The organism is Verrucomicrobium sp. 3C, from assembly GCF_000379365.1.
In the GTDB taxonomy this organism is placed as follows: domain Bacteria; phylum Verrucomicrobiota; class Verrucomicrobiia; order Methylacidiphilales; family Methylacidiphilaceae; genus Methylacidimicrobium.
This window is the reverse complement of sequence record NZ_KB901875.1, coordinates 1,426,778-1,452,144: the sequence shown is the minus strand read 5'-3', so window position 1 is coordinate 1,452,144 and position 25,367 is coordinate 1,426,778. Positions and strand designations below refer to the sequence as shown.

The window sequence follows — 25,367 nt, the reverse complement described above, 5'->3', positions numbered from 1 at the left end:
CTCGGAAAAGGATCTCACTACTCTCCTGCGCAAGGGATGAAAAAGATCTTTCTGGTTTCGTTATGCTTGAGTCTCTTCGTCTTGGGATGCGCTTCCCGGTCAAAGAAGGTAAAGAGCGGTGAGTCCGCAGGCGCCAGCTCGGGCTCGATGCCCCAGCCCGCCAACCAGCCGGAATCGGCGGCTAGCAATCCACCGGCAAGCACATCTCCTTCCTCGACCTCCTCAACGGGAACGTCCTCCAGCCAGACTCCGGCGACCGGGCAATATAAACCGTGGGGACAGGAAGGCCAGTCTTCCGGCGGAGCGTCCACCGCGAGCACAAGGTATCCCAAGGGGCTTGCCGTCGAGGGCAAGCCGGGTTACGTGAAGAGCCCCTACGCCCCGGACGCTGGTCTTGTGGATGTGAGAGGGTTTCCTCCAGGAACGGAGGTGCGCTGTCCGTACACCGGCAAGATCTTCATCGTCCCGTAAGCCTGCGGGGATTTGGCCTGCAGGTCTCACAAAGTTCGTACCCGAGGCGGGGCGCCCGTTTTCCCTCGGACTTGTATGACGTCCTCCCGCGAGGAGGGAAAACCAAGCCCAACGAAGCGGATGAGCCCATTTTGCAAGCCGCAGGAGAAAGCTTGTGAGCAATGGCGGCTAGACCTTCTCCCTCACTCCGACTCGTCGATCCGCGATCCGATCAATCGCTTCCTCAGCCTGCGGAACGATCTTTTCCAAAATGCGGAGCCCAAGAAGCAACCGGTAAATGTGCGACGCTTCGATCCGCGTCCGCAAGCCGGCCAACTCCCGCTCTCGCGTCGCAAGAATGGCCCGGTCCTCTTGCAGATCCGCCATGAGAACCGACTTGGTTTGGAGCCACGCTTCATCGATTACGTGGAGCAGCGGCACCATTCGCCGGAACTCCGCGTGGAGACACCGCATCCGGGAGGAAGCCGCCTTCGGTTCACGGTCGGCGCAAAGATCTTGGAGTGCTTCGAAGGTCTCTAGGACCAGCAGGGAAATGTCAGGCCGATTTTTTAGATCCTCGGTCGTAAACCGGGTATGCCGGAGGTCGGCCCGCAGAAAGCGGCGCGCCTCCTCCGCCGCCGCCTCGCGCCAAGGCAGCCTCAGCCGACCGCTCAGGCGCCGCAGCTCCCGCTCCGGTTCCTCCAAGAGCCGGTCGTAATCGACCGCGACAAAGGGCCTGGCGGCGACTCGGGGCCAATGGGCAAGATAATGGCTGGCCCAAAGAAGGAGGGAACTATACTCTCGAATGCCATCCCGCCGCAGAAGTGATTCTGCGCAGGCGAGCGGATGGCGGACGGCGATCACCTCGATGATCTCCATCCCGGCTTGAACCAACGCCTCCTCCCAAAAGGGAAGCGCCCGGAGGGTCCGCGGATCCTTGAAGGCCCACCACGCGCAGGCGGCAAACCTCCCTCGAATCTCCTCGATAGCCTCAGACATCAGAGACCGCACTACCGGGGAAGATAAGGGGATTTCCAGGGGCACCGAATGCTCCCAAAAGCGATCCCCCTCTTCTCCCACCAGATAGGTCAACCGCCGATTGATGGCGAGAAACCTGGCGTCCTCCCAAAAGCCGGTCGGATTGTCCGTTGCCGGCTCAATTAGTTCGGATCCTAGCTCCACGCCTAGAAAGCCGAGGAACCGGGTCAGGGCGCTGGTGCCGCACCGGTGCATGCCGAGGACGAGGACAGCGTGGGATTTTATCGGAGGAAGAGGATGCTGCTCCCCTCGTCCCGAGACGCGAAGCCGACATTCCGCCGCACCCTTCCGTCCCCGCCTTGCTTCCCTGCCCATTGGCTTCACCTCGGGTACGACCTTTGTGATTCGGTGATGACTGCAGCCCAGGCGAGCCCGACCATCCGTGGCGACGACTCCAGAAAAGTGAGATCTCGCTGCTCGTGTCACAACTCCTACACCTTTGAGTAAACCTTCGGGAACGCGGTTTCTTGCAGAAAAAGGCACGGCCTAGCCGCCATTTCTCGTGCGCCGTGAAAAGGGTGCATCGCCCAGTGGGGAGGGAGTGATCTCCACCCGGCAACTATTGCTCCAGCTGGAAGCACCCGGAGCGGCTACTGGTGGTAACGCCGGTGGTCGAAGCCTCTGGGGGAAAAGGCCCGAAAAGCGGGTCAGCGAGCAAGCAGGCCCTAAGGCAAGTGAACGCTGAACAAAGCCTCGAAACCGGCAATGCGGACGCCGAGCTCGTGAGAGAGAAGCGAAGGCCGTTGTCTCCCTGGGAAGGAGAGCAATACGTGCACTGGGGAGAGCCGCCGGGGTATTGGGCGAGGGCATGCGGGCAAAGGACGATGCATCAACACGGGAGGCCCAGCTGGCCGGGAGCTCGGGTTGGCCCCGAGCGGACCGACCGCTGCCCTGCGAGGGGCCGAAGCGGGACCAGGTGGGAGTCGGATAGGTCCATACTACCTGTGAGCTCGGAGAAAGTCCGAGGGAGGGAAGGGGCCTTAGTTCAAGGGAAACGTCGGAAGGAGCGAGAACGGAGAGTGGCGGTACGCCTACAACCTCCCTTGCGTATTCGGAAGCTCCAGATGACGTTGCAGGAGAAAGCGAAGGCAAGTTCGACCTCATCTCCCTCGGGAGATGTACGTGGAGCTTACCGTGGGCATAATCCTGCGCCAACCTTGTCCGGAAGCCGAATGCGGGAAATCCGCCTGTTCGGTTTGATGAGCGGGGAGTGGAAACGGCCGATAGGGAGAGATACTCAGGCACTGTCATACCGAAAGGGGCAGCTCCCGCTATGGCTCTCCTACGTCGCACCGCGCCACTTCTCGACTCCACACAAATTTCGTGGCCGAGCCGCCGCAAATGGACTTGGATGCGAGGCGGGGCGCCGGTTTTCCACCGGAGTTGTATGAGGACATACTGCAAGGATGGAAAACCAAGCGAGAGCGAAGCAGACAAGCCCATTTTTCAAGCCGCAGGAGAGAAAGCTTGTGAGCAATGGCGGTTAGCTCGTTTTCCGCCCTTTAAGGCTCCGGCAGAAAACTTCTCACCATCCCGCAAGGAAGGCTACGCAAGCTTTGCGGATCTCTCGCATTAACTCCGCAGGCAGGCTAAGTTACTGCCGCGCGACTACCTTCTCGCCAGTCGGTGGCGCAATCTGCGAAAGCTGGCCCACATCCTTGAGCCAAGTCTCGTAGTCGCTCTGGGTGTCGACAACGAGAAACCCTTTCATCGCAAAATGCCCAACCCCGCAGAGCTGGCCGCAAGCGATCTCGAAACGGCCTGTGTGTGTCGGCGTGAACCACAGCGGAATGGTCAGGCCGGGAATTGCGTCGCGCTGAATACGCATCTGGATGACGTAGTAGTTGTGAACCACGTCCCGGGAACCCAGGTAAATTAGGACGGGCTTGCCGACGGGCACGTGCATCTCGTTCATCGTGATGATGTCGTCCTTGGAGGCCGGATCGTTCTTGTCGATGCCGATCGGATTCATCCCGTCGGCCAACCGCATGTCTCGGCGGCCCAGCTTGCCGTCCGGTCCCGGGTAATGGAAAATCCATCCGAATTGCTGGGCTACCGCCTCCAAGGTCACGGCTTCCCCCGGTCCCGGAGGGTCGAGCACCCGGTTTCCCCAAAGCGGCACCGAAAACCCGAAGAGAAGCACCGTTTCCACAAAGATGATGGTCCACTCCAAATGCTTTGGCCAATCCGCCTTGAGCCCTTCGTAGCTGGCCCTTGGGCTCTTGTCTTCCCGGAACCGATAGAGGGCATAGGCGAAAAAGCCGAACCAGATCACGAAAAGGATGAGCGAGAACCAGAGAATGATCTCCATGAATTCATCGATCTGCCGCCCATGCTGGGACATGCAGGGGGAAATGCCAGTAAGCTCAAGAAGAAGTGCGAACACCATCTAACCCTCCCGATTGATTTTTTGACCGATTAGCCCGAATGAAAAAACGAAGGAAGGCACCGAACACCAGCCCAAGCAGTACCAGCATCAGCACCACGGCCGGCAGGATCCCCCGAGTTGCCGGAGACTTGGGCACTCCGCAAATCGCGCAGGCCCAGCTCTGCGCAGGCACTCCACAGACGAGCCCGACGAGGAAGAGCCGCACGGCGCCCAAACCATTCATCTACCGTTTCCTCCGATCCTCTTTCCTTGCCGAGGAAGGATGCGCATTCCACTACCGATACCGCGTTTCTCCGCCGACATCCGCTTTTTCCCGATCCGCCTCCTCCAGGAACTCCGCATAGGCTGGCGGGGGCTTCCGAGACCGCCGATAGAGCGTCCAAATGAGCAGCGCCACGCTTCCCAGCGGGATCAAGACGACCGCCACCAGTGCCCAAGCCGCAGCATCTCCGGGCTCATGCCCAAGCGCAGGGACATTCAGCGCCGAGCCATAGAAGGCGTCCCCCGTCACGATGAGCCCTAGTACCCCGAGGAAGAGGAGCCCTCCGCCCACGGACAGAAGCTTGCTCATTCGTACTCTCATTCGATGAGTCCCATCCGCCGAGTCTTTCGCAGGAACCAAGCCCCGTAAACGACTACCAACAGCGCGCCCGCAAAAGAGCCCGCGCCCAACCAGAGAAGCAATCCCCCTTGATGATCGAAGTAACCCTTCAGCGACCAGCCTCCCATTCCGAGAAAGAGGCAGGTGACGACGGTCACGAAGACGAGGTGAAACTGCCGCAACGACATGATGACCCTACTTTACAGAGGTGACAGTGTTGAGCTGGTCCACATAGCAGCAGACGAAGATCACAAGTAACACCACCACGGAACCAAGCGCAAGAGCCACTAGGTGATGCACGGTCTTCTTCTCCCAAAAGAAGTGCATCAGGATTCCCAGGGCCAGGATCGCCTGCGTTCCCGCGACAAGCAGCCCGACCCCGATGTTTCCTCCGCCGAGCGGGAGGTAGGAGGCGGCAACGTTGATTACGGCAAGCAGCAGGAGGAGTCCGAACACCTTGAGATAGGCGGGAACTTGCTTCCGGGGATCATGGATTTCTTCGCTCATGGCTTGTCTCCGCTGGGAAAGGTCATCCTATAAAAGATAAAGGGTGGGGAAGAGAAAGATCCAGACCAGATCTACGAAGTGCCAAAAGAGGCCCGCGACCTCCACGCGATTGGCCAGATGCTCCGGGTTGGTTCGGTAGAGCTTTGCGCCCGGCCCCCAGAAGAAGCCGAGCACCAACAATCCTCCAAGGATGTGGAGTCCGTGAAGCCCGGTCATCGTAAAGTAGGTCGCGAGGTAGGTGCTGTACCGAGGAGTGAAATTCGACCACCACTGGATATCGCTCTTTGGGATCTCGAGCACCTTCTCTTCACCCGTAGCTGGCCGGCGGAAAATCGACTGCAGTTGATAACCGAAGCTGCCGGCATCTTCCGCGTCCGGCAGGATCCGAAGCGTCGGGCTTTTCAGTGCTTCGGCCGGAGTCATTTCCAGGTGCCCCGTGATCTCCTGCCCATTGTTGAGGATGACCCCGTAATGGTGAAACTTGTCCTTGTACTCCATCGACTTGATCCCTAGGAAGACCACGCCGCAGACCAGCGTCGCCGCAAGCCAGCGCCGATAGCTCTGGAATTGCCGCATCTTTAGCGCGGTCCAGGCCATCACCATCGTAATGCTGGAGGTGATCAGCACGAAGGTGTTGAAGAGCCCGATAGGCACGTTCAGCAGGTGGTGCGGCCAATGGGTCGCCCCCATCCGGAGGAAGATGTACGCCGAGAAGAGGCCGCCAAAGAGCATGACTTCCGAAGCCAGGAAGAGCCAGATGCCGATCTTCGCGTTGTACGAGCCCGTATCTGGCCGCGCGGTAACGGTGTAGGGGATTTCCAGTTCCATCTCGTGATTCCTTTTCCGTTAGACAGTGGTGAGTTTCGCTTCGGCGACTCTGCTTTCTTCCCCCTCCCACTGTGGCAGATAGTCACGAGGGGCTCCCGGAACGCTATACTCGTAGGGACCACGGTAGACCGTGACGGGATGGAGGAAGTTCCCGTGTCCGGGAGGGGTCGGGGTCGCCCACTCCAGTGTGTTCGCTCGCCATGGGTTGTCCGAGTCGACCTTCCTCCCGCGCCAGATGCTCCAGAAGAAGTTGATGATAAAAGGGATTTGTCCAACCGCAAGAATCCAGGCTGAAACGGACATGACCTGGTTGAGCCAGAGCACGGGCTGCGCCATCTGCCAGCCGGCTCCCCCATCGTACCAGCGACGATGCACTCCAGCGAACCCTTGGACCAACATGGGGAAGAAGACCCCGTTAAAGAAGATGATGGTCATCCAGAAGTGCACTTTTCCCCAAAATTCGTTCAGCATCCGCCCGGTTGCCTTGGGGAACCAGTAGTAGATTCCGGCGAAAAGCCCCATGATCGAGGCTGGCGCCATCATGTAGTGGAAGTGGCCGATCACGTAGTAGGTGTCATGGAGCACCATATCCGAAGCGGTCCACCCGAGCGGCAGGCCGGTCAAGCCGCCGATTCCGAACATCGGCAGCCAAGCAAGGGCAAAGAGCATGGGCGTCGAAAGCCGGATCGACCCACCCCAAAGGGAAAGGAGAAGAACCGTTCCCAAAAGAACCGACGGAATCGAAATTACGGTCGTGAAGATCTGGAAGAAGGTGCTGATGCTCTGCCCCATGCCCGTCATGTACATATGATGCGCCCAAACGACCATCGAGAGGAAGCCGATCGCCAACAGGGAATAGACGAAGATCTTGTAGCTCCACAAGGGCTTCCGTGTGTTGTTCGCGAAGACCTCACCCACGATTCCCATGGTGGGTAGAATCTGCACGTAGACCTCGGGGTGGCCGAGGAACCAGAAAAGGTGCTGCCAGAGCAAGGCCGAGCCGCCCCCGCTCACCGGCCAGTGGCGACCTCCAATGACGAGGCCGTCGGGTGAGAAGAAGCTGGTTCCGAAAAGCCGGTCCATCAACTGCAGGATCGCCGCTGACTCGAGCGGGGGAAACGCCAGGAGCAATAGGAAAGCCGTGACCAGCTCGGACCAGACGAAGACGGGAAGCCGCATCCATTGCAGGCCGGGGGCGCGAAGCTGAATGATGGTGGCAATGATATTGATTGAGCCGAGCAGCGATCCGGTAATGTTGAAGGCCATGCCGATCAGCCAGAGAGTCTGCCCGTTGAGAATCGGCTCGAACCCCATTCCCGTGTCGGCCACGTCGGCCAGGGGCACATAAGAGGTCCAACCCGATTTTGCCGCTCCTCCGGGAACCAGGAAGCTCCCGAGCATGATCACCACACCCGCGAAGAAGCTCCAAAAGCTCGCCATGTTGAGGCGGGGAAAGGCCATGTCCGGGGCGCCGAGCTGCAAGGGAACGACGAAGTTGCCGAAGCCGGCGAAGAGCGCGGGAACGATCGCCATGAAGATCATCATCGTTCCATGGATGGCGCCGAAGGAGTTGTAGAGATTCGGGGTCATCACGCCGCCGGGGGCCATGTTGGCGCCGAAGACCGCAGTCAAGAGCGGACCGATCACCGGCACGGGCTTCCCAGGGAAAGAGAGCTGCCAGCGCATCACCACCATCAGACCGAAGCCGAAGAGGGCGACGAACAAGGAGGTCATCATGTACTGGATGCCGATCACCTTGTGATCGGTGGAAAAGACGTATCGCCTCCACCACGAAAGTTCGATCTGGTGCTCGTGATGGCCGGCTCCCTGCGCGGTCGCCGTGCTCCCGCCGCCTTGCGGCCGTCCTGTCGTGTACCCCTGCTCGTTCCTTTCCTGCGGCACTCCCGTTCCCTCCTTCATGGCTTTTAGAACGCTAGATTCTCTCGTTGCTCCCTTTCGCTACAACTGAATGATTTCCTCTCAAGCTGACAAGATTTTTCTGCTTTGGTTATCATAACAGGTTTCCGCGCAAGCCTCACGCATCCCTGGGGCTCGGCCAACCCCCAAGGCGGCTTTTGGAGGCTTCTCGTTTAGGGGTTCTCCCGAGAGACCTCCGCTTTTCCCCAGAGGAGACATGCCGGCCGCCCATTTTCGTGGCCTACTTTGCTTCCTTCCCCGCGCCCTTGCCGGCAAGCGTCTCGACCTCCTCGACCTTCCAGGGTGCCCCGTGGTCTGCCGTCTCCGCTCGGACCGCCTTCACCTGCCCTTCCTCGACAGCGGAGCCGTGATTGCCCCACGACTGACGCAGGAAGGTCAGAACCGCTGCGATCTTGGCATCGCTCAGCACCGTCTTCCAAGCCGGCATCATCCCGTTGTATTCCGCTCCTGCAACCTGGACCGGTCCCTGTAAGCCGCCAAGGACGATCGCCGCCAGCATCCGTGGATCCCCATTCACCCAGTCCGAGCCGGCGACCGGCGGGAACTGCCCGCTCATCCCCTGACCGGAGGGCTGGTGACAGGCGGCACAATTGGCTTGATAGACATCCTGTCCAACTTCAATCGGGTTGGCTGCCGCGGGCTTTTGCGTCGGCCCGCCCCCGGGGGCTGTCGACCCAGCGAGCGGCGCGGCAGGCCGGGGAAGACCGGCAAGGTATCCGCTCGCGTCATAGACGTCCCAGCGCAACCCCCCGCTATACCGGAGGAAAAAGGCACCCGCGAAGAGCACGATGACGGTTGCAAACATCAGGAAGGGACAGGGGATGCGCTCTTCCGGAGCGCTCTCCTGCTTCCTCTCTTCCCGCTGATCTTCGCGAGTCATGGCGTCTTTCCCGTCTCCCCGGGCGGAACTCTCTTGAGGGAGAGCAGATACGCAACCAGGCCCCGAGCCTTGGGGCCAGGGACTACCTGGAACCCAAGAGGCGGCGCATCTCGGCCGGATAAGGAAAGCGAGTCGGGCAGCGGCGTTCCCAGCAGCGGGACGCGCGCAAACAGGTACCGGTAGGACGGCATCAGCGTTCCCGGATAGATTGTCCGAGGGTCGTACAAAAGGCGATAGTACCAATAGGGCTCGGTCCGGCGTTCTCCCACGTTGGCAAGATCCGGGCCCAGACGGAGCACGCCCAAAGGCACGAGGTGCTCTTCTCGGTACTCCGTTGGCAGGGTCCGACGCGCCCCCCAACCTCGGGCGATGTCTGAGCCTAGGTTGGGTGGCCGAACTACCTGCGTGTGACAGGAGGCGCATCCGTTCGCTGCGTAAACCTTCCCGCCAATGACCGCTCGCCCGAAGGGCGCTCCCCCGTCCGCCGCGCTGGCCGGCCCGAGCTTTCGCAGGGGCATCCAGACGAGCAGGAGCCACCCCACTCCTGTCGCCAGAAGGATGCCCAGGAGAACTCGCTTTGGCTCGGTCACGACGTGCGAACTCCCTCCATGCCGGTACCCGGAACCGCCACTTCGTCCGCCACGCGACGGTTCGAGCCGCTTTCCACGACAAGCCAAAGAAGATGCAGCCCGAAAACCGCATGTGCCGCCAACAAGGCCATCGCCGGCGCCGCGGCGCTGCGGAGGAAAGGGAGAAGTGAGACGATCACCTCATGAATGGGTAGCTCGGGGTCGTCGAGCCCCACGCCTTGAAAGAATCCGCCAACGACGAGAAGGCCCACCAAAAAACTGATCCCATAGCTGCTGAGCCGGAAGTGGGCCTTCGCCAAGGTCGGCGACGGCCAGGGTCGACCCAGCACCTGCGGTAAGAGGGCGTAGAGCAGGGAAAAGAAGGTCATACTCAAAAAGCCGTACAGGAAGAGAATCAACTGAGCCTCTTCCAGGACAGTGTAGTGCACATAGCGGCTCCAAGCCGGCAGGATCAGCAGCGCCCCAAGCCCCGCAGCCGTTAAAAATGAAATCATCCCGAAGCGTAGGAAATGCCAAGTCGGATCCCAAACCTTCTTCTCCGCTAGTCCCCCGCGCGCCGCAACCCAGAATCCCACCCCGACCGCTGCGGCTGCCACCCAGAGCAGGAAGCGGGAGGAAACGCCTAACGAAACCATCCAGAGGGGGAAAGGCCCGCCCACTAGGTGCGCCGTCCCAGCAAGATTAGCAAAAAGAGCCCAGGACCAAAAGGCTAAGCGACCGAGCCGGGGAAAAGCGAGCGGGCAACCCAGCAAGACGGGGGCAAGGAGATAGACGATGCCGAGGGCGAATGCCCCCAAGCCCGCATAGAGCAGCCCGTCGTTGAACCACCATTCGAGCGAAGCCACGGCCACCCCGCGCACCGCTGGATCGTGTAGCATGAGCGCCGCTACGCCTCCACCCCACGGAATCCAGACCAGCCCCAGAAGGAGAAAACGCGACGCCAGAGAAGTTTCCTCCCATCGGCCCACGAGAGCAGCGACCAACCAGACAGCCGACAAGAGGTAGGCCAACCCCAGGGACGGCAGGGAGAATGTCGGCAATCCAAGCCAGGAGAGAGAGCGGCTTTCCCCAGCGAGCACCCCGGTGATTCCGCCCCACAATCCCACGTTCCAAAGGAAGGACGAGGCAAGACACCATCGCCGCCCGAGAAGCGGAAGCCGCCCTCCCTTCGTGACGGCCCAGAGAGCCGCGCTCAGTCCCACTGGGATGCTGAATCCGTAGACAAAGCTGAGGAAAGCGGCCGGACTGATTCTTCCGAAGGTGAGCCAACCCCACGCACCCAGGAACCGAGGATCGACGAGCTTGAGACTGCCGAGCAGGGCCAGGATGGTCGCCACCCAGAGCCAGACGGCCGCAGGCCCAAGGAGCCATAGGAAAGGTGCTCGCAGCGACCGGCCGGCTTCGCCGGGTGAAGCCTTTTCTGGAGCTTCCTCGGATGCCAAAGTCTTTGCCATGGTTACCGTCTCCTCTCGTTCATGGTTTCGGCGCGGGAGAGGGAGGCTGCCGCAAAAGCGCACCAGGAAGAAGGACCTCGGATGGGCCTACCGCCTTGCTCTTCAGTCGCTCCTCCGCCAACTCCATCGCGCGCTCGATGGGAAGCGCTACGACCCCTTTACCGCGATCCAGCCACCGGTAACTGCCGAGCGCTTCGCGATCCGCCCTTCGCAGAGCTTCCAGCCGGGTGACTCTCTCGCTCAATCCCAGTTTGGCGGCCTCTTCCTCCGCCTGCGCCAGACTCCGGGTGAGGAAGGAAACCCCAATCGACGGCAAGACCAGAAGTAGCAAAACCCACGCGATTGCCGCCACGCTCGGGGAGACGCCCCTTCCCGCACCGGCTCGGCCGTCCTTTGCTTCCCTTCTCGTGCAAGCGTTTTCGATCGGCATCCTCAATCCTCCCCCTTAGCTGATCACCTCCACCGATTCCCGCAAGCGAGGGTCACGTAGAGGATAGAGCTCGCAGGAGAGGAGCCGTCGCAGGAATGCACCCGCCATGAGAGATCCCATTCCGGCCCACACCGCGATCTCGAGCCATCCGATGGCAACTGCCTTTTCGAAGACTCGCGGAAGAATCAGCCAGTAGAGTTCGACTGCCTGCATCCCGAGGACCCACCCAGCAGCCAAGGCGAGCATGCGCGGGTTGCGCTTGGTCGCCTGCGGGAGCAGAAAGAGAAACGGCACGAAGAAACGGCCGAGAACCAGTCCGATCGCCAGCCAGTTCCAGCTTCCGAAGTTTCGCCGAATGAAGAAATAGGTCTCCTCGGGGATGTTGGCATACCAGATGAGCATATACTGGCTGAAGGCGAAGTAGCCCCAGAGGGCGGTGAAGGCGAACAGCAGCTTGCCCATCAGATGGAGATGCTCCTCGTTCACTTGCGGAAGGTGATGCCTTTCCCGCAGCCAGACGATGATGAGAATCCAAAGGGAGAGGCTTGCTCCCGCCGCCCCCACGAAGACATAGCCACCCCATAGCGTCGAGCCCCAGCGGAAGTCCAGCCCCATCAGCCAGTCGATTGCGGCAAAGGTCATGCATGCGCCGTAGACGACGAGAAGCCCGTAAGAAGCTTTTTGCATTCGGACCGTGCGCCACGGATCCCCATCGCCGTCTTGGAGGCGCGAGCTGTTCCAAAAAAAATGCGCCGCAAGGATCCAAAAGGCGAAAAAGAAGATCGCCCGGAGGCAGAAAAACGGAAGATTGAGATACGCGGATTTTGCAAGAAGGGCCGGATCGTGGGCAAGGGCGGGACTCGTCCACTCATAGAGATGGTGGCCCCAGAATACGTCCCAGCCGATCGGCAGGAAGAGCAGAGCGACCCAAGGGAAGAGGCTGGCGACGTTCTCCGCTTGCCGGCGGACGACGACTCCCCATCCCGCGTTGGTCACGTAGTGCAGCAGCACCCAGAAGAGGGCGCCGGAACAGAGGCTAAAGAAGAAAAAGAAGGAAAAGAGCCAGCCATGAAGGAATTCCCTCGCATGCCACCAGCTCCCGGCAAACGAGGCGGCCAGGAACAGAATGCCCGCTCCTTGGAGGCAAGCGGCCAACGTCTTCCACTTTGCCGCTGGGACAGGAACAGCCGCGCGGGTATCGGAGGGAGATTGGTTATGGACCATCGCTACCGTCCTCCCAATTGCTGCCGCTCCGAGATCGGTATATCCCCAAGCGTGGCGTTCTGACTCAACTGCAAAGCCCGGATGTAGGCGACGATGGCCCAGCGTTCTTCCACGCTCAAATTGGCTCCATACCCCAGCATCAGCCCCTGTCCGTGGGTGATGACGTAGAACATCTGGCCATCCGGCATTTGCCGGGTATGCTCGCTGTGATAATTGGGCACTCCGACGAGTCCATACTGGGTCACGATGCCGTTGCCAGACCCCGTCGATCCGTGGCAAGCGCTACAGAAGATCCCGAAACCCTCCTGTCCCTTTTTCAGGGTTCCCGCTGTCAGGGGAATGGGGATTCCGTCGCCCCAGCGATCTCCCATCATGCCGGTATTGAGATAGGGAAGGCGCGCCGCATCCTCGCCCGTCGGCACTGTTCCCAAGACAGGATAGCGGCTTGCCCGTTGATTCGGGAAGAAGAAGCTGGGAGCCTGCTCCTTCACTTTTGCCTGTCGCACCATGTCGGGAAAAATCTCGATGGGGTTTCTCGTCGTCTTTGTACCGCGGAATCCCGTCACGCTGACGATCGCAAAGACAAGGCAAGCGAGCAGCAAAAGGAAGGTGCGCATGATTCCCGGCGGCCTATCGAGGAATAAAGGTGAGTCGTCTTCCTCCCAAGCTCTCCAAGAATTGGCGACTCTCGATGGGAGAGAACGCTGGATCCCTGGCTTCGATGACGAGAAACAAACCGTCGTCCGTCGCCCGTCGGGAGAGTTCTCCCCAGTTCCAGACCGGATGGTGCGGCCGGGGGAGGCGGGCGAGAAAAACCACAGCCAGAAAGCCGCTGAAGGCCGCGAAGAGGATGGTGAGCTCCAGCAGCACAGGGACGAAAGCGGGAAGGCTGAAGTAGGGCTTGCCCTGAACGACGGTGGCGTAGAAGAGGCCCTGGAGTTGCCCCGTTGTGAGGCTCTGGAGAAGCGGGGGCCTCGGGATCGAGGTGGCCGTCACCATGGCGATTCCGATGAGCAGACCGAGCAGACCTCCCAGCAAAACGAAAAAGGAGACGCGAGACTTCGGAAGCCGCATGGCCCGTTCCATGCCGTGAATGGGATAGGGAGCGTAGGCATCCCACCAGACGTATCCTTTCTTTCTCGTCTCTTCGCTCGCCCTCCGCAGCTCCTCTTCCGAAGAAAACTCGGCGCCCAAGCCGTAGATTTCCTGGCCCGGCCGGAACCCGGACTCCCCAGCCGCCGCTTCCCTAGTTCGTCGCCCCTTCGGCTTCGCCAGCAGCGTCTTGATCTCGGCGACCGAGATGGTGGGCAAGACGCGCAGAAAGAGCAGGAAGAGAAAAAAGAAGAGACCGACGCTGCCGAAAAAGAGGCCCCAATCCACCCAGGTCGGCAGGTAGTGGCGCCAAGAGGCGGGCAGGAAATCCCGCTCCAGGCTGACGACGATGATGGAGTACCGCTCAAACCACATGCCCACGTTGATGAGGATCGAGCTGGTCCAGAGAATCCACGGATGGGACCGGCAGAAACGAAACCAGAAGATCTGGGGCAGGATGACGTTGAAGCCGAACATGGCGAAGTAGGTGCATCGGTCCGGCCCCGTGATCCGATTCCAGAAAGTGTAGCGCTCATAGGGGTTGGCCCCATACCAGGCGATGAAGAGCTCGATCAAATAGGAGTAGCCGACGAGCGATCCCGTTGCCAAGAGCACCTTTGCCATGTTGTCCAGGTGCTTTGCCGTAATCATATCTTTTAGGCCGGGATAGGCCGCACGCAACGGGACCATGAGCGTAACGATCATCGCAAAGCCGCTGAAGATCGCTCCCGTAATGAAATCGGGCGGAAAGATGGTCGTGTGCCATCCGGGCAAGACGGTTGTCGCGAAATCGGTGGAGACGACCGAGGCCACGGAGATCACGAGCACGCTGACCACCCCGGCGATGCAGAGATACCCCGCTTCGTAGTGGCGCCACGCGCGAAGCGAACCCGTCCACCCCCAGCAGAGCACATGATAAAGCCGCTTCTTCCAAAGTTTGGTTGCTCGATCGCGAAGGGAGGCGATATCCGGCAAAAGACCGAAATACCAGAATAGGCAGGAGACGGTAAAATAGGTTCCCACGGCAAACTCGTCCCAGAGCAGCGGAGCTCGAAAGTTCTGCCAGACCGCATACGACTCCGGTACGGGCACCAGGTACCAGAACATCCACTGTCGACCGATGTGAAAGAGCGGAAAGACCGCCGCACAAAGGACCGCGAAAATCGTCATCGCCTCGGATGCCCGATTGACGGAATTGCGCCACCGTTGGCGCGTGAAGAGCAAAATCGCCGAGATCAAGGTACCGGCATGACCGATCTCGATCCAAAAGACGAAGTTGAGAATTGCAACGCCCCAGAAGACCGGGCTCTGCAGTCCCCAAACTCCCAAGCCCGTGCTGACGAAGTAGACAACGACCAGCGGAACCGCCGCCGCCAGAAGACCAAAAGCCCCCGCTGCCACCCACCACCAGAGCGGCGCCGGCTTTTCCACCAGCGAGCAGACCGCATCGGTCACCCACGAGGCTTCTCTCTGGTTCAAGACTAGCTCGGGACGAGCCAAGAGCGTGCTCCCGCTCTCTCCCTTTTCGACTCTTTCCTCGGCGATCGGCATCGTGATTCCTTCTCTTGGCTTTCTGCTCAGCCGGCTTCCGGGCCTTTGCGTGGCGCTTCGCCCGACTCTCCCGACTCCCGACTCTTTTCCCTGCCTAAAAGAGAGGGATTCGGGTTGCGAACGCGTGCAAGGTAGGAGACTCGGGGACGAACGTTGAGATATTCCAGCACCCGGTAGGCGCGCGAATTCGCCTTCCACCGGGAAACCCGGCTTTCGGGATCGGCCAGATCACCGAAAACGATGGCTCCCGCGGGACAAGCTTCCTGGCAAGCGGTCCGCACGCTATCCCGAGGGATGGCCTGCGGCACTCCCTCGCGGGCCCGGACAAGGGTGGCGATCTTCGCCTCTTCGATCCGCTGCACGCAAAACGTGCACTTTTCCATGATCCCGCGCATCCGAACGGTGACATTGGGATTTCTCTGCATCTGGATCGTCAGCGGGCTTCCGAGATCCCCAAACGGTCCCAGATACAGGTTCCCCACCGACCAGGGCCCGATCTTTTTGGTCTTCAGCACGTCTCGTTTGTTGTAATCAAAGAAATTGAAGCGGCGTACCTTGTAGGGACAGTTGGCGGCGCATGCCCGCGTGCCGACGCAGCGGTTATAGACCATTACGTTCAAGCCCTCATCGCTGTGCACGGTGGCGTTCACGGGACAGACGGTTTCGCAGGGAGCATTCTCACACTGTTGACAGAGCATCGGCTCAGGAGTCACGCGCAAGTCGGCTTCCGTGTTGGAGTAATAGCGATCGATACGAATCCACTGCATGATGCGGCCGCGACGGACCTGTCCTTTGCCGACAATCGGAATGTTATTTTCGCTCTGGCAGGCGATGACACAGGCATTGCAGCCGACGCAGCTTCCCAGATCGATGACCATCCCCCATTGATAGGAGCCCTTACTGATTCCATCCGTGTACGCGGGCCCGGGCTGCTTGGCGGCGTATGGGTTAGGGTAAATCGAGACTTCCGGCACCGCCCGCGCCTCTTCGTCTTCTCTCTTGACAAAATCAGGTGTCGCCCGATATTCCGCCAGGGTTCCCTCGCGCACCAGCCCCCGATCGCCCGGATCCCCATGGAGTTGCGACTGCGCGATTGGATAACTCTTCCCGCTTCGAGTTACGGAAACCCCGGCGGCGAAATGCCAGGTTTTCAGAGTACGAACCGAATAGGCGTTGAAGCCGTGGCCTTGCGCCACTCGTCCCCCGAAGGATCGCCCATATCCCAAGGAGATCGAAAGCGCGTTTTCCGCGTGGCCGGGAACCACGAGCGCCGCAGCTTCCAACCGCCGTCCGTCCACCTCCACGATTACCAGCTCCGCCTGCCGAGAATCTCCTCCCCCAGGTAACACTCCGAGCCTCCGGGCGGTCTCGGGCCCGAGAAGAAGCGCATTGTCCCAGGTCAGCTTGGTGATGAAGTCCGGTAGCTCTTGCAACCAGCCGTTGTTGGAATAGCGCCCATCCCCGATCTTCGGGCAGGGGTAAAACGAGAGATCGAGCCGGTCCGTTGCCGACCATCGCGCAAGCTCCTTGAGAACCGCCTGCTGAGCTTGATCCCAATTCGGCTGCAGGGAGAGCGGGCTCGGACTGCTGCCCCGCCAGAAACCATCATGCAGGCATTGCCGCCACGCCTCCACCCGGTCCTTCTCCTCAATACGGCAAATCGCGCCAAAGTTCTCTTGCACCCGTCTTGCCGCAGGGGGCAGCGGCAACAAGGACGGTCCTCCTGCCAGCGGAGGTTGCGAAAGCTGCATGGGGCTCGCCTCTTCTGGAAGGGCCAAGGCATCGGCTTCCCCGCACAGAGACGCCAAGACATCAAGCTCCGAGAGCGAGCCAAAAAGAGGCAAAATCATCGGCTGCGCACTCAGATAGGTTCCGTCGGGAGCGATCGCGTCCCCCCAACTCTCTAGGTAATGAGCCATCGGAGCGTGCCAATGGCTTGCCAGCCCCGTCTCGTCCGCCAATAGCCCGAAATGAATGACCTCCGGCACGCTCCGCTGGAGCCGGAGCCAATCGAACTCCACGGGTGCCGTGTAGACAGGATTGGACCCGAGAATCAGGAGCGCGCGGATATTCTCCTTCCGCATCTCCTCTGCGATCGACTCCAGCGGGAGTGCCTCGTCCTCCAAGGCGGGAATCAGGTCCAGCGCCGATCGCTTTTCGAAAGCGGCGTTGATGGCTAGGCCGAGCATCTGAAGGGGTAGGGAAGATTCCCTGCCCACAACCACCAGCGGGCGCTTGGCTCGCGCCAAATCCCGAGCCGCTTCTTTCGCCCACTTTCGAACTGGCTCCCCCCAGGCATCGCCAGCGGACCGACCGAACGGCTCCAACTGCAAAAGACCAGCCTCTGCGAGTTCCCGAGCGACCAGCGCAAGGAAGGCCATCTGGTCCCCCGCCCTCAGAGCAAGCCGATGATCTGCCATTGCTCCCGTTGCCGTCAGCCGATCCTCCAGGGCGTAGATCCGGCTCATCTCCTCCCCGGGCTCCCTCAACCTGCGGTGCGCGGCGACGCCGCGCACAGCCCACGGCCCCTCCGCTTCTCCCGAAGCAAAGTCACACCCGACCGAAAGGATCACATCCGCTTCCGCCCAGCGCGGAAGAAGGGACAACCGCTTGCCGAAAAGCTGGTTGGTGGCCGCAAAGCGGGCACCATTCCCCAAAGGATCGTAGCCACAGAGAAGTGCTTCCGGGAACCGCCGTTGGAACTCCGCCCGCAAGGAAGAGATGGTGGGAGAAACCGTCGGCTCGACGAGGACCGCAAGCCCTGCTCCCTTCCGTTCGCGCCAAGCAGTGCTTTCTTTACTGAATGATTCCACAAACTTATCGCGCGTAGTAGGATATGCGTTGTTCTGGAAGCCGGAAGCCCGGTCGGGATCGTAGAGACCCAGGATCGAAGCTTGAATCTGCGAGGTCAATCCCGCGTCGGAAAAGAGCCGATTTGCCTGGAGTTGGGTGGGCCGGCCCTCGTAGGTCGTCACAAAAAGAGGTACTCCCCCATAGGGAGCGGGGGCTGCCGTCGCGTAAAGCAACGGCTTTCCGGGCACTATCCACTCGGGGCTGGCCGTATAGGGCACCAGATGACCCTCCGGACGTCGACAGCCAGCCATGCCGACTCCGCCAAGCGCCAAAGACGCCCCCATGAGTCGGAGGAAGGCCCGGCGGTTGATCGGATCCCAGGCAAAATCCTCCGGCGGCTCAGTTGCATCCAGATGGGCCACCCTCCCAACGGGAGAGAGAGCGCCGCCTTCGGGTGCGTTCCGCTTGCTTTTCCTCACATCCATCCGTTCACCCTTTCCATCGCGCGCGCTACCGGTGACAAGCAGAGCAGTTCTCCGATGGCTTAATATTCTCGTTCTCGATCAGATGCATGCCCATTTCGATCTGCTGCAGACCGGCCGGAGGCTTCCAAGCCAGATCGAAGACCTTGTCCTGAGGTCGAAGGAAGTATTCCGGATTCCGATGGCAATCCAGACACCAACTCATGCTCAGCGGGGCCTTATGATAAACTGTCCTCATCAAGTTCACCTCCCCGTGGCAGGTAAAGCAGCTCACGCCGCGGTTTACATGGGCCGAGTGATCGAAATAGACATAATCTGGCAACTGATAGATCCGGGCCCATCGCACCGGCTCCCCACTCTCCCAGCTCTCCCGCAACTCGGCCAGCTTCGGACTGTCGGCTTTGACCATCCGGTGACAGCTCATGCAGGTTTGGGTCGTTGGAATGTTGGAAAAGCCACTCTTTTCCACGAAACTGTGACAGAAGCGGCAATCGAGTCCGAGGCCGGTTACATGCAGAGAGTGATCGAAGGGGATCGGCTGCTCCGGCATGTAGCCCACCCGTGTGTACTTCGGAGTAAAATAGTAGGCGATTCCGGCGACCGTTAAAACGCCGATGATGAGAATGCCGACGACGATCTTTGGTGGGAGCTCATTGGCTGCCTTCCCGAAGAGATTCGCCATTCTTTACACCTTATTTACAGCCCAAATCCCCGCACCTCCACGAGAGAGCGACTCCTTCACCCTTAGACCATCCACCTAAAGAGCGGCTAACAGAGCCCTTTTTCGGCAACAAGCCTTTTGGCGATAAGGACGAAGCTAACCCGAACGCTATCGTCGACACCTTCCTCCTTGCCTGTGGCAGGGGAGAGAATCGAACTCTCGACCAAGGGCTTATGAAACCCCTGCTCTGCCGCTGAGCTACCCTGCCCTGGCGATTGTTGCCCCTACAACTGGTCTTCCGCGACAAGCGCAGATCGCTTCCGACGGAGCCAAGCTCCTGCTATTCTTTTTAGAGCAAGGGGAAGGTCAACACAAATTCCAGGAAGATCCGAGACAGAGAAAGACCTTTTCCTTTGGCTGATTCTCTCTACAATCTGCCCTAATTCGGCGGGCTGTGGCGCAGTCTGGTAGCGCGCTTGGTTCGGGACCAAGAGGTCCAGGGTTCGAATCCCTGCAGCCCGAGAGGACCACCGATGGCACGCTTGGCAAGGCAATCCCCCGCCGCGGCCGAGATTGATCCCGGGTGGATCGGGGCAGCCGATCGGCCGTCCTGGCAATGTTTTCCCGCACTTACCGCAGAGGGCCTTCCCCACGGCTTCTCCCTGCGGTCGCGCACCGCCGGTCGCCCTCCGCCTGTTCGAGACCTGGGCATGGATCCCGATCGCCTTGTCGAAGCCGAGCAGACGCACGGCAATGGGATTGCTTTCGTCGAAACCCCCGAGCCTCTTTTCTATCCCGACGTGGACGGCCTCCTGACGGCATGCCGGGGCGTCGCTCTCAAGATCCGCGTAGCGGATTGTGCCGCCGTTTACCTCTTCGATCCGGAGATTCCTGCGGTCGGACTCGTGCATTCCGGACGGAAGGGAAGCGAAGCGCAAATTGTCAGGAAGGCCATCCAGGGATTCCGGAGCCGCTGGGGCTCTCCCGCCGAGCGCCTGATTCTCCAGGTGAGTCCCTGTATTCGCCCTCCCCACTACGAGGTCGATTTTGCGCAGCAAATTCGGGAACAGGCCCTGGATGCAGGGGTTCGAGCTTTCTTCGACTGCGGCATCTGCACGGCGTGCCACCTCGATCGCTATTTTTCCTTTCGGGCGGAGAAGGGCGTCACCGGAAGAATCTGGGCGGTCACCATGCTTCCCACTTGTAGGTCGTAGCGGGATTGGAGAGAGGCGTGTTGGTCGGCCTCCTTATCCTATAGAACTATAGAAGGCCCTGTTGACGCATTTCCAAAGCGACCTGTTCGGCTTCTTTTTGTCGCTCCCCGTTCTTTTTCGCCTTCCAGGCCTCGTAGGACTTCCCGTCCGCCGCGTCGACTCCGCTGAATACGATCTCCTGAATCTCCCAATAGGGGATGCGCACCGAAGCCTGACCATCCGAGATCATCACCTCGACAAAGACATCCTCCCCCTTTCCCAACCGATTAAAGAGATACCCGGTCAGCGAACGCTCCCCGGACAAGCGCAGGGTTACATCTCCCCGATAGTGGAACGCTCTCTCAATCCGTTCGGCCAGAGATTCCTTGGGCGGCAAAGCGGCTTCTGATCGGTCTGGGTTCCCTTCCATCGTTCTAGCCTCTCCGCGCTGCTACCGCTTCGTCCTCCACCCTCACACCATGGCCGCTTCTTTCTCTTTCTCCGGATGCGGCGACGGCTGCTTGTCTCCCTGCGACGTCTGCGAGCGCCTACCATTGCTCAAGCTAGCTCGAATTGTGCGCAGCAGACCGCCAAAGGAACCAAAGGTGTCGTTCACCGCGCTCGGCTCGTATCCGGAATGCACCATACAATCGGCACAGTGCGGATTTCCGCTGCGCCAGCCGTATTCCTCCCAGCGGGTTGTTTCCATGAGCACTTGAAAGCTCTTTGCATAACCTTCCTGGAGAAGATAGCAGGGGCGCTGCCAGCCGAAGATATTGTAAGTCGGATTCCCCCAAGGGGTACAATCGTACTCGATCTTGCCTTGGAGGAACTCGAGAAAAAGAGGAGAGAGATTGAACTTCCAGCTCTTCTTTCGATCGCGAAAGATCTCCCGGAAGAGTGCCCGCGTCTTTTCCCTCTTCAGAAAATGGCCTTGGTCGGGAGCCTTCTCGTAGCTGTATCCGGGAGAAAACATAATTCCCTCAATGCCCAGTTTCATTGCCTCATCGAAGAACTTCCGAATTCGCTCCGGATCCGCGCCGTCAAAGAAGGTCGCATTGACCGTCACGCGAAATCCGCGACGAACGGCTTCCTGAATTGCCGCTACCGCCGTCTCGTAAACCCCGTCCCGACAGACCGACTCGTCATGATCTTCCCGGAGCCCGTCCAAATGAACGCTGAAGGTAAGAAATTGGGACGGCCGGAAGAGATCGAGCTTCTTCTTCAGAAGGAGTGCATTGGTGCAGAGGTAGATATATTTCTTCCGCTCAACCAGTCCTTCCACGATACGGTCGATCTCCTTGTGAATCAGCGGCTCGCCACCGGGGATGCTCACGATGGGCGCGCCGCACTCCTCGGCCGCCGCCCAACACTGCTCCGGGCTGAGCCGACGGTTCAGGACATGGTCGGGATACTGAACTTTGCCGCAGCCCGCGCACGCGAGATTGCACCGGAAGAGCGGTTCGAGCATCAGGACGAGCGGATACCTCCTCCGGCCGGTAAGCCTTTGTTTGAGGATATAGGAAGAAACCGTCCAAATTTGCGAGAGCGGAACCATAAGCCTAGGAGGTTACGACGAGGAAACAGCCTGTCAATCCTTGAAAACCATTCCTCCTTCCGTCGGTTCCGAGCGACCGCCCCCTCTCAGGAGGAATTCTTTTCCTCTCGAGGGATCACCCCGTTGGGGGGGGGAGTCGGTGCCGAGGGAGGAGCAGAAGCCTGCGCTGCGGACGAGGGGACGCCAGCGCCAGGTTCCCGCAAGGTTTGGTGAATCTCCCGCTCGAACTCCTCGCGAGCCTTATGGAACTCGCCCAGCGCTTTGCCGACTCCGCGAGCAAGCTCCGGGAGTTTCTTGGCGCCAAAGAGAAGGAAGACGACGACAAAGATCCAAAACCACTCCGAACCCGACGGCAACCCGAATGCCAACCAGAGCATGCTCCACTCTACACTCTCCTTGAGCTTTTGCAAACTCCCATGCGCCGGGCATCCCTGGTATGGGATTCCGTATCGCACCTTGGGCCACGACTGCCCTTAAAAAAGGAGAGTAAGATGCCGAGCCGTGGATCAGGTCTCAGGCGGCGGGACCCATTTTCCCTCGTCGCGGATCAATGTCATCAACGAATCGACGGCCTGCTCCTGCGGGAGATTAAAACGGACCGCTTTCTTCCCGACGTAGAGATTGACCTTGCCAGGAGCACCGCCGACGTAGCCGAAATCGGCATCCGCCATCTCTCCGGGACCGTTGACGATGCAGCCCATCACGGCGATCTTCACACCTTTGAGATGTCCGGTCGCCGCCCGGATGCGCGCCGTAGTCTCTTGAAGATCGAAGAGCGTCCTGCCGCAGGAGGGACAGGCCACAAAGTCGGCCTTGAAGCTGCGATTGCCAGTGGCTTGAAGGATATTATAGGAAAGTTGGAGCGCCTTCTTCGGATCGCGCTCGGCGCGAAGCAGGATGGCGTCTCCGATCCCATCGCAAAGCAGTCCGCCCAGTTGGAGGGCACTGTTGAGCAGCGATCGCAGGGGGTCGGTCTGCTCGCCAGGAAGGAAGGTGTCCTTGAGCAGAATCGGATGGTGCACCGGAATGCGGGCCGCAAGCATCCGGAAGGCGAAGAGCGGTGGATAGGGACACCCGTCCCGCACGGTCACCAGGCGAGGCGGTCCGCACAGCAAAGCGGCCAGCGTCTCGGAGTCTTCGGGGTCCACCTCCACGACACCATCCACCGGGTAGCCGAGTTCGGGAACGGTTTCGGTGTTCCGAAAGCTCTCTTCGAGGGTGGCAAAGTGCTCCTCTAGTACGGCGACACGCACCGGCTCCGCTCCACCCACCTTCGGATTCCGTTCCCACGGCATCGACGCGCGGCGCTCGAACGTAAACGGGTCAAAAGGCGCTTCGATTTTCTCCTTAGGGTGCGGAGCCTCCGCAAATGGCGCGAGGAGCGAGCGCAACGCGTGGGCCACGGGGATTTCCCGAACGCTGTCCTCGGTCAAGGAGACGCGGATCGTGTCGCCGATTCCATCCGCCAAAAGGGCCCCGATGCCTACGGCACTCTTTACTCTTCCGTCTTCTCCGTCCCCCGCCTCCGTCACCCCAAGATGGACCGGATAGTTCCAATCCGGGCCCAATTCCTGGAGGGTTGCAACCAGTCGCCGATAGGCCGAGATCATGATGCGAGGATTGGAGGCCTTCATCGAAAAGACGATCCGGTGAAAGCCAGTCTTCCGGCAAATCCGCGCGTACTCCAGGGCGCTCTCGACCATGCCCAGAGGCGTATCTCCGTACCGGTTGAGAATCCGGTCCGACAGGCTGCCGTGATTGGTTCCGATCCGCATGGCGATTCCTCGCTCCATGCAGAGTTTCACAAGCGGAAGGAAGGCCGCCTCCAATTGTTCGACGGCGGATGCGTACTCCTCTTCGGTATAACTCCGAATGAGGAACTTCTTGCGATCCGCGTAGTTTCCCGGATTGATCCGGATCTTATCCACCCATTGGGCTGCCTCCATCGCCGCCTCGGGCTTGAAATGGATGTCGGCCACGAGCGGCACGGAACAGCTGCGGCGAGAAAGCGCCTCCCGAATGGCCCGAAGGTTCGCTGCGTCCTTGACCGTCGGAGCCGTGATTCGCACGAGTTGGCAGCCGGCATCAGCCAGCTCGAGAGCTTCCCGCACGCAGGCTTCGGTGTCCATCGTGTCGGAAGTCAGCATCGACTGGATGACGACGGGCTCTCCGCCTCCAATCACGATTGAGCCGACCGGCACCTCCCGCGAACTACGCTTCGCATACCGGGCGACGTCGGAAACGTAGGAAGAAAGCAGGCGCGTCATGGCGATCGAGGTTCGGCAGGGGCGTCTGAATGGGTTTTTGCCGGAAAGTGCATCTCCGGATTCTTCCCGTCACCCTTCCAGGGCAGGTCTTGCACATCGAAAAAGGTCACGTAGAGGATGAAACCCACAAGGAGAGTCGCAAAGATCATCTGGAGGGCCTCTAGCAAGCGGAGGCTGAGCGGCCGGCCGCGCACCCATTCCGCAATGGAGAGAAGGATATGGCCCCCGTCCAAGACGGGAATCGGCATGAGGTTGAGAAGAGCCACATTGACGTTGAAAAGCACACTGAACCAGAGAGCGAGGCGCCAGCCGTATGGACTCTGAAAGAGCAGATAGTACAAGCGCATGATGCCCACCGGGCCCGAAAGATGCTGCGGCTTGATGTCTGACCGGGGAGAGAGCATGGCCGTCACGGTGCTGGTCATCGCCCGCACGCTGGCGAGAATCTGCTCCAGTGGGTTCGGATGAACGATGCTCATCGTTCCCGCCAAGTCCCACTGAAGTCCGATTCGGGGAACACTTTCTGCCACGGGTACCTCGGGGACGATCTCCACCGACCGACTCCGCCCTTCCCGAGCCACCTCCAGGTTGAGGGACTTGCCTGGATATCTCAGAATATAATCATTGAGCGCGATCGGAGAGAGCAAGCGATGCCCGTCGACGGAGAGAATCTGATCCCCTGGCCGCAGGCCCGCTTTCGCAGCCGGGCTTTGCGGAAATACCCGTGCGATTGTCGGCGTCTCTTCGGGTAGGATCCGGATTTGTCGCAACCCTTTTCTCTGGAGGACTCCGCGTTCCTCCCGAACGGGGATTACGGAAACGGAGAGCACCTTCCCTTCGCGTTCTAGCAAGATCGGGATCTCGGTTCCCTCGCTTCGGACAACATTCCATGTAATGGCACTGTTGTCCATCCCCTGGAAGCGACGTACCGGGTGGCCGTCCACCAGAAGGATGCGATCTCCCGGCTGCAACCCCGCCTTCGCTGCCGGCGAGTTGGGAAAGACGTAGCCGATCGTCGTTGTCGCCTCGCCTTGGCTGACCGGCCGACCAACGACCCATACGATCAGAGAAAAGACGACAGCCAGAACGAGGTTGGCCGCGGGACCGGCCACCGCCACCAGGATCTTGTCCCATGGTTTGACCGGAGGCAGAGTTCCGGTGTCCAATCCCCGCTTTCCCTCGAGCAGCTCCGATCCCGCCATCTGGGGAAGCGCTACGAACCCGCCCGCAGGGATCCAGCCCAATGCGTACACCACTCCGCCAATTTCCTTCTCCCAAATGGGCGCACCGAACCAAATTTGGAAACGCTCCGCTCGCAGGCCGCGGCGGCGAGCCGCCAGGAAGTGCCCCAGTTCGTGAACGACAATCAAGACGTTGAAGAGAAGCAGAACCTCAAAGAGAGTTCCCACGAAGCGCACGATCTCGCTGAAGGGCAACATAA

The 25,367-nt window shown here is 60.1% G+C and carries 24 protein-coding genes and 2 tRNA genes; 2 read left to right on the top strand and 24 right to left on the bottom strand.

All coding sequences use genetic code 11. The annotated features are described in order from the left end of the window. Nucleotides 1-17: 17 nt before the first annotated feature. The 19 genes from A37A_RS20050 to A37A_RS0107665 form a co-directional block, all read right to left on the bottom strand. Nucleotides 18-311, bottom strand: coding sequence for a hypothetical protein (locus A37A_RS20050; protein ID WP_155996520.1), 294 nt, complete (start codon nt 309-311; stop codon nt 18-20). 328 nt (nt 312-639) lie between these two features. After that, a complete protein-coding gene (locus A37A_RS16425) occupies nt 640-1,683 on the bottom strand; it encodes a sulfotransferase family protein (RefSeq protein ID WP_231363824.1) in 1,044 nt (347 codons plus the stop codon). Between the two features lie 1,399 nt (nt 1,684-3,082). Then, complete coding sequence (locus tag A37A_RS0107745; RefSeq protein ID WP_020494165.1) at nt 3,083-3,877, bottom strand: cytochrome c oxidase subunit II; 795 nt, start codon at nt 3,875-3,877, stop codon at nt 3,083-3,085. After that, on the bottom strand, nt 3,855-4,100 hold the full coding sequence (locus A37A_RS21355) for a hypothetical protein (RefSeq protein ID WP_018290946.1): 246 nt from the start codon (nt 4,098-4,100) through the stop codon (nt 3,855-3,857). Before A37A_RS21355 ends, A37A_RS0107745 begins: the two co-directional genes overlap by 23 nt. A gap of 51 nt (nt 4,101-4,151) precedes the next feature. Beyond that, a complete protein-coding gene (locus A37A_RS0107735) occupies nt 4,152-4,448 on the bottom strand; it encodes a hypothetical protein (protein ID WP_018290945.1) in 297 nt (98 codons plus the stop codon). Nucleotides 4,449-4,456: 8 nt separating this feature from the next. Continuing rightward, complete coding sequence (locus tag A37A_RS0107730; RefSeq protein ID WP_018290944.1) at nt 4,457-4,666, bottom strand: hypothetical protein; 210 nt, start codon at nt 4,664-4,666, stop codon at nt 4,457-4,459. Nucleotides 4,667-4,673: 7 nt separating this feature from the next. Continuing rightward, nucleotides 4,674-4,985, bottom strand: a complete 312-nt coding sequence (locus A37A_RS0107725) for a hypothetical protein (RefSeq protein WP_018290943.1) — start codon at nt 4,983-4,985, stop codon at nt 4,674-4,676. A 27-nt stretch (nt 4,986-5,012) separates the two neighbouring features. Beyond that, a complete protein-coding gene (locus A37A_RS0107720; protein ID WP_018290942.1) occupies nt 5,013-5,813 on the bottom strand; it encodes a cytochrome c oxidase subunit 3 in 801 nt (266 codons plus the stop codon). Between the two features lie 18 nt (nt 5,814-5,831). Beyond that, the gene (locus A37A_RS0107715; protein WP_018290941.1) at nt 5,832-7,733 is read right to left on the bottom strand and encodes a cbb3-type cytochrome c oxidase subunit I; all 1,902 of its coding nucleotides are present in this window, start codon (nt 7,731-7,733) and stop codon (nt 5,832-5,834) included. A gap of 238 nt (nt 7,734-7,971) precedes the next feature. Beyond that, on the bottom strand, nt 7,972-8,631 hold the full coding sequence (locus tag A37A_RS18295) for a cytochrome c (RefSeq protein ID WP_018290940.1): 660 nt from the start codon (nt 8,629-8,631) through the stop codon (nt 7,972-7,974). After that, nucleotides 8,628-9,221, bottom strand: a complete 594-nt coding sequence (locus A37A_RS0107705; RefSeq protein ID WP_018290939.1) for a cbb3-type cytochrome c oxidase subunit II — start codon at nt 9,219-9,221, stop codon at nt 8,628-8,630. Before A37A_RS0107705 ends, A37A_RS18295 begins: the two co-directional genes overlap by 4 nt. Further along, on the bottom strand, nt 9,218-10,675 hold the full coding sequence (locus A37A_RS0107700; protein WP_020494163.1) for a cbb3-type cytochrome c oxidase subunit I: 1,458 nt from the start codon (nt 10,673-10,675) through the stop codon (nt 9,218-9,220). Before A37A_RS0107700 ends, A37A_RS0107705 begins: the two co-directional genes overlap by 4 nt. Nucleotides 10,676-10,694: 19 nt before the next feature. Further along, on the bottom strand, nt 10,695-11,105 hold the full coding sequence (locus A37A_RS0107695; protein ID WP_018290937.1) for a hypothetical protein: 411 nt from the start codon (nt 11,103-11,105) through the stop codon (nt 10,695-10,697). 15 nt (nt 11,106-11,120) lie between these two features. After that, complete coding sequence (locus tag A37A_RS0107690; RefSeq protein ID WP_018290936.1) at nt 11,121-12,329, bottom strand: hypothetical protein; 1,209 nt, start codon at nt 12,327-12,329, stop codon at nt 11,121-11,123. 2 nt (nt 12,330-12,331) lie between these two features. Continuing rightward, entirely contained in the window at nt 12,332-12,946 is a 615-nt protein-coding gene (locus tag A37A_RS0107685; RefSeq protein ID WP_018290935.1) for a cytochrome c, read from the bottom strand. Nucleotides 12,947-12,959: 13 nt separating this feature from the next. Continuing rightward, a complete protein-coding gene (locus A37A_RS0107680) occupies nt 12,960-14,972 on the bottom strand; it encodes a quinol:electron acceptor oxidoreductase subunit ActD (RefSeq protein WP_018290934.1) in 2,013 nt (670 codons plus the stop codon). A 26-nt stretch (nt 14,973-14,998) separates the two neighbouring features. Then, the gene (locus A37A_RS0107675) at nt 14,999-18,250 is read right to left on the bottom strand and encodes a 4Fe-4S dicluster domain-containing protein (RefSeq protein WP_018290933.1); all 3,252 of its coding nucleotides are present in this window, start codon (nt 18,248-18,250) and stop codon (nt 14,999-15,001) included. A gap of 25 nt (nt 18,251-18,275) precedes the next feature. Beyond that, a complete protein-coding gene (locus A37A_RS0107670; RefSeq protein WP_018290932.1) occupies nt 18,276-18,929 on the bottom strand; it encodes a cytochrome c3 family protein in 654 nt (217 codons plus the stop codon). Between the two features lie 175 nt (nt 18,930-19,104). Next, nucleotides 19,105-19,176 (bottom strand) — tRNA-Met (locus A37A_RS0107665). 180 nt (nt 19,177-19,356) lie between these two features. On the opposite strand from A37A_RS0107665, the gene A37A_RS0107660 reads away from it, so the two are divergent. After that, nucleotides 19,357-19,430, top strand: a tRNA-Pro gene (locus A37A_RS0107660). Between the two features lie 11 nt (nt 19,431-19,441). Continuing rightward, nucleotides 19,442-20,122 carry a polyphenol oxidase family protein gene (locus A37A_RS16415; protein ID WP_018290931.1) on the top strand — a complete coding sequence of 227 codons (681 nt, stop codon included), beginning with the start codon at nt 19,442-19,444 and terminating at the stop codon, nt 20,120-20,122. Nucleotides 20,123-20,168: 46 nt separating this feature from the next. On the opposite strand, the gene A37A_RS16410 is transcribed toward A37A_RS16415, so the two are convergent. From A37A_RS16410 to rseP, 5 genes are all read right to left on the bottom strand, one after another. Then, the gene (locus tag A37A_RS16410) at nt 20,169-20,531 is read right to left on the bottom strand and encodes a hypothetical protein (RefSeq protein WP_018290930.1); all 363 of its coding nucleotides are present in this window, start codon (nt 20,529-20,531) and stop codon (nt 20,169-20,171) included. Between the two features lie 42 nt (nt 20,532-20,573). Continuing rightward, nucleotides 20,574-21,659 (bottom strand): adenosyl-hopene transferase HpnH, encoded by a 1,086-nt coding sequence (gene hpnH, locus A37A_RS16405; protein WP_018290929.1) that lies wholly within the window; start codon nt 21,657-21,659, stop codon nt 20,574-20,576. Nucleotides 21,660-21,745: 86 nt separating this feature from the next. Beyond that, entirely contained in the window at nt 21,746-22,036 is a 291-nt protein-coding gene (tatA, locus tag A37A_RS19160) for a twin-arginine translocase TatA/TatE family subunit (protein ID WP_020494162.1), read from the bottom strand. A 129-nt stretch (nt 22,037-22,165) separates the two neighbouring features. Further along, nucleotides 22,166-23,926, bottom strand: coding sequence for a (E)-4-hydroxy-3-methylbut-2-enyl-diphosphate synthase (gene ispG, locus A37A_RS16395; RefSeq protein ID WP_018290927.1), 1,761 nt, complete (start codon nt 23,924-23,926; stop codon nt 22,166-22,168). Further along, entirely contained in the window at nt 23,923-25,365 is a 1,443-nt protein-coding gene (gene rseP, locus A37A_RS0107620; RefSeq protein WP_018290926.1) for an RIP metalloprotease RseP, read from the bottom strand. The genes ispG and rseP overlap by 4 nt, the downstream gene beginning before the upstream one ends. Nucleotides 25,366-25,367 lie beyond the last annotated feature (2 nt).

Coding starts and splice junctions, on each gene's coding strand:
- A37A_RS0107745 (WP_020494165.1), bottom strand. CDS start 3,877: ATGGTGTTCGCACTTCTTCTTGAGCTTACTGGCATTTCCCCCTGCATG.
- A37A_RS0107695 (WP_018290937.1), bottom strand. CDS start 11,105: ATGCCGATCGAAAACGCTTGCACGAGAAGGGAAGCAAAGGACGGCCGA.
- A37A_RS0107725 (WP_018290943.1), bottom strand. CDS start 4,985: ATGAGCGAAGAAATCCATGATCCCCGGAAGCAAGTTCCCGCCTATCTC.
- A37A_RS0107670 (WP_018290932.1), bottom strand. CDS start 18,929: ATGGCGAATCTCTTCGGGAAGGCAGCCAATGAGCTCCCACCAAAGATC.
- A37A_RS0107680 (WP_018290934.1), bottom strand. CDS start 14,972: ATGCCGATCGCCGAGGAAAGAGTCGAAAAGGGAGAGAGCGGGAGCACG.
- tatA (WP_020494162.1), bottom strand. CDS start 22,036: ATGCTCTGGTTGGCATTCGGGTTGCCGTCGGGTTCGGAGTGGTTTTGG.
- A37A_RS16410 (WP_018290930.1), bottom strand. CDS start 20,531: ATGGAAGGGAACCCAGACCGATCAGAAGCCGCTTTGCCGCCCAAGGAA.
- A37A_RS0107675 (WP_018290933.1), bottom strand. CDS start 18,250: ATGGATGTGAGGAAAAGCAAGCGGAACGCACCCGAAGGCGGCGCTCTC.
- A37A_RS0107730 (WP_018290944.1), bottom strand. CDS start 4,666: ATGTCGTTGCGGCAGTTTCACCTCGTCTTCGTGACCGTCGTCACCTGC.
- A37A_RS0107735 (WP_018290945.1), bottom strand. CDS start 4,448: ATGAGCAAGCTTCTGTCCGTGGGCGGAGGGCTCCTCTTCCTCGGGGTA.
- A37A_RS0107700 (WP_020494163.1), bottom strand. CDS start 10,675: ATGGCAAAGACTTTGGCATCCGAGGAAGCTCCAGAAAAGGCTTCACCC.
- ispG (WP_018290927.1), bottom strand. CDS start 23,926: ATGACGCGCCTGCTTTCTTCCTACGTTTCCGACGTCGCCCGGTATGCG.
- A37A_RS0107720 (WP_018290942.1), bottom strand. CDS start 5,813: ATGGAACTGGAAATCCCCTACACCGTTACCGCGCGGCCAGATACGGGC.
- A37A_RS21355 (WP_018290946.1), bottom strand. CDS start 4,100: ATGAATGGTTTGGGCGCCGTGCGGCTCTTCCTCGTCGGGCTCGTCTGT.
- A37A_RS0107685 (WP_018290935.1), bottom strand. CDS start 12,946: ATGCGCACCTTCCTTTTGCTGCTCGCTTGCCTTGTCTTTGCGATCGTC.
- hpnH (WP_018290929.1), bottom strand. CDS start 21,659: ATGGTTCCGCTCTCGCAAATTTGGACGGTTTCTTCCTATATCCTCAAA.
- A37A_RS18295 (WP_018290940.1), bottom strand. CDS start 8,631: ATGACTCGCGAAGATCAGCGGGAAGAGAGGAAGCAGGAGAGCGCTCCG.
- A37A_RS0107690 (WP_018290936.1), bottom strand. CDS start 12,329: ATGGTCCATAACCAATCTCCCTCCGATACCCGCGCGGCTGTTCCTGTC.
- A37A_RS0107715 (WP_018290941.1), bottom strand. CDS start 7,733: ATGAAGGAGGGAACGGGAGTGCCGCAGGAAAGGAACGAGCAGGGGTAC.
- rseP (WP_018290926.1), bottom strand. CDS start 25,365: ATGTTGCCCTTCAGCGAGATCGTGCGCTTCGTGGGAACTCTCTTTGAG.
- A37A_RS16425 (WP_231363824.1), bottom strand. CDS start 1,683: ATGCACCGGTGCGGCACCAGCGCCCTGACCCGGTTCCTCGGCTTTCTA.
- A37A_RS16415 (WP_018290931.1), top strand. CDS start 19,442: ATGGCACGCTTGGCAAGGCAATCCCCCGCCGCGGCCGAGATTGATCCC.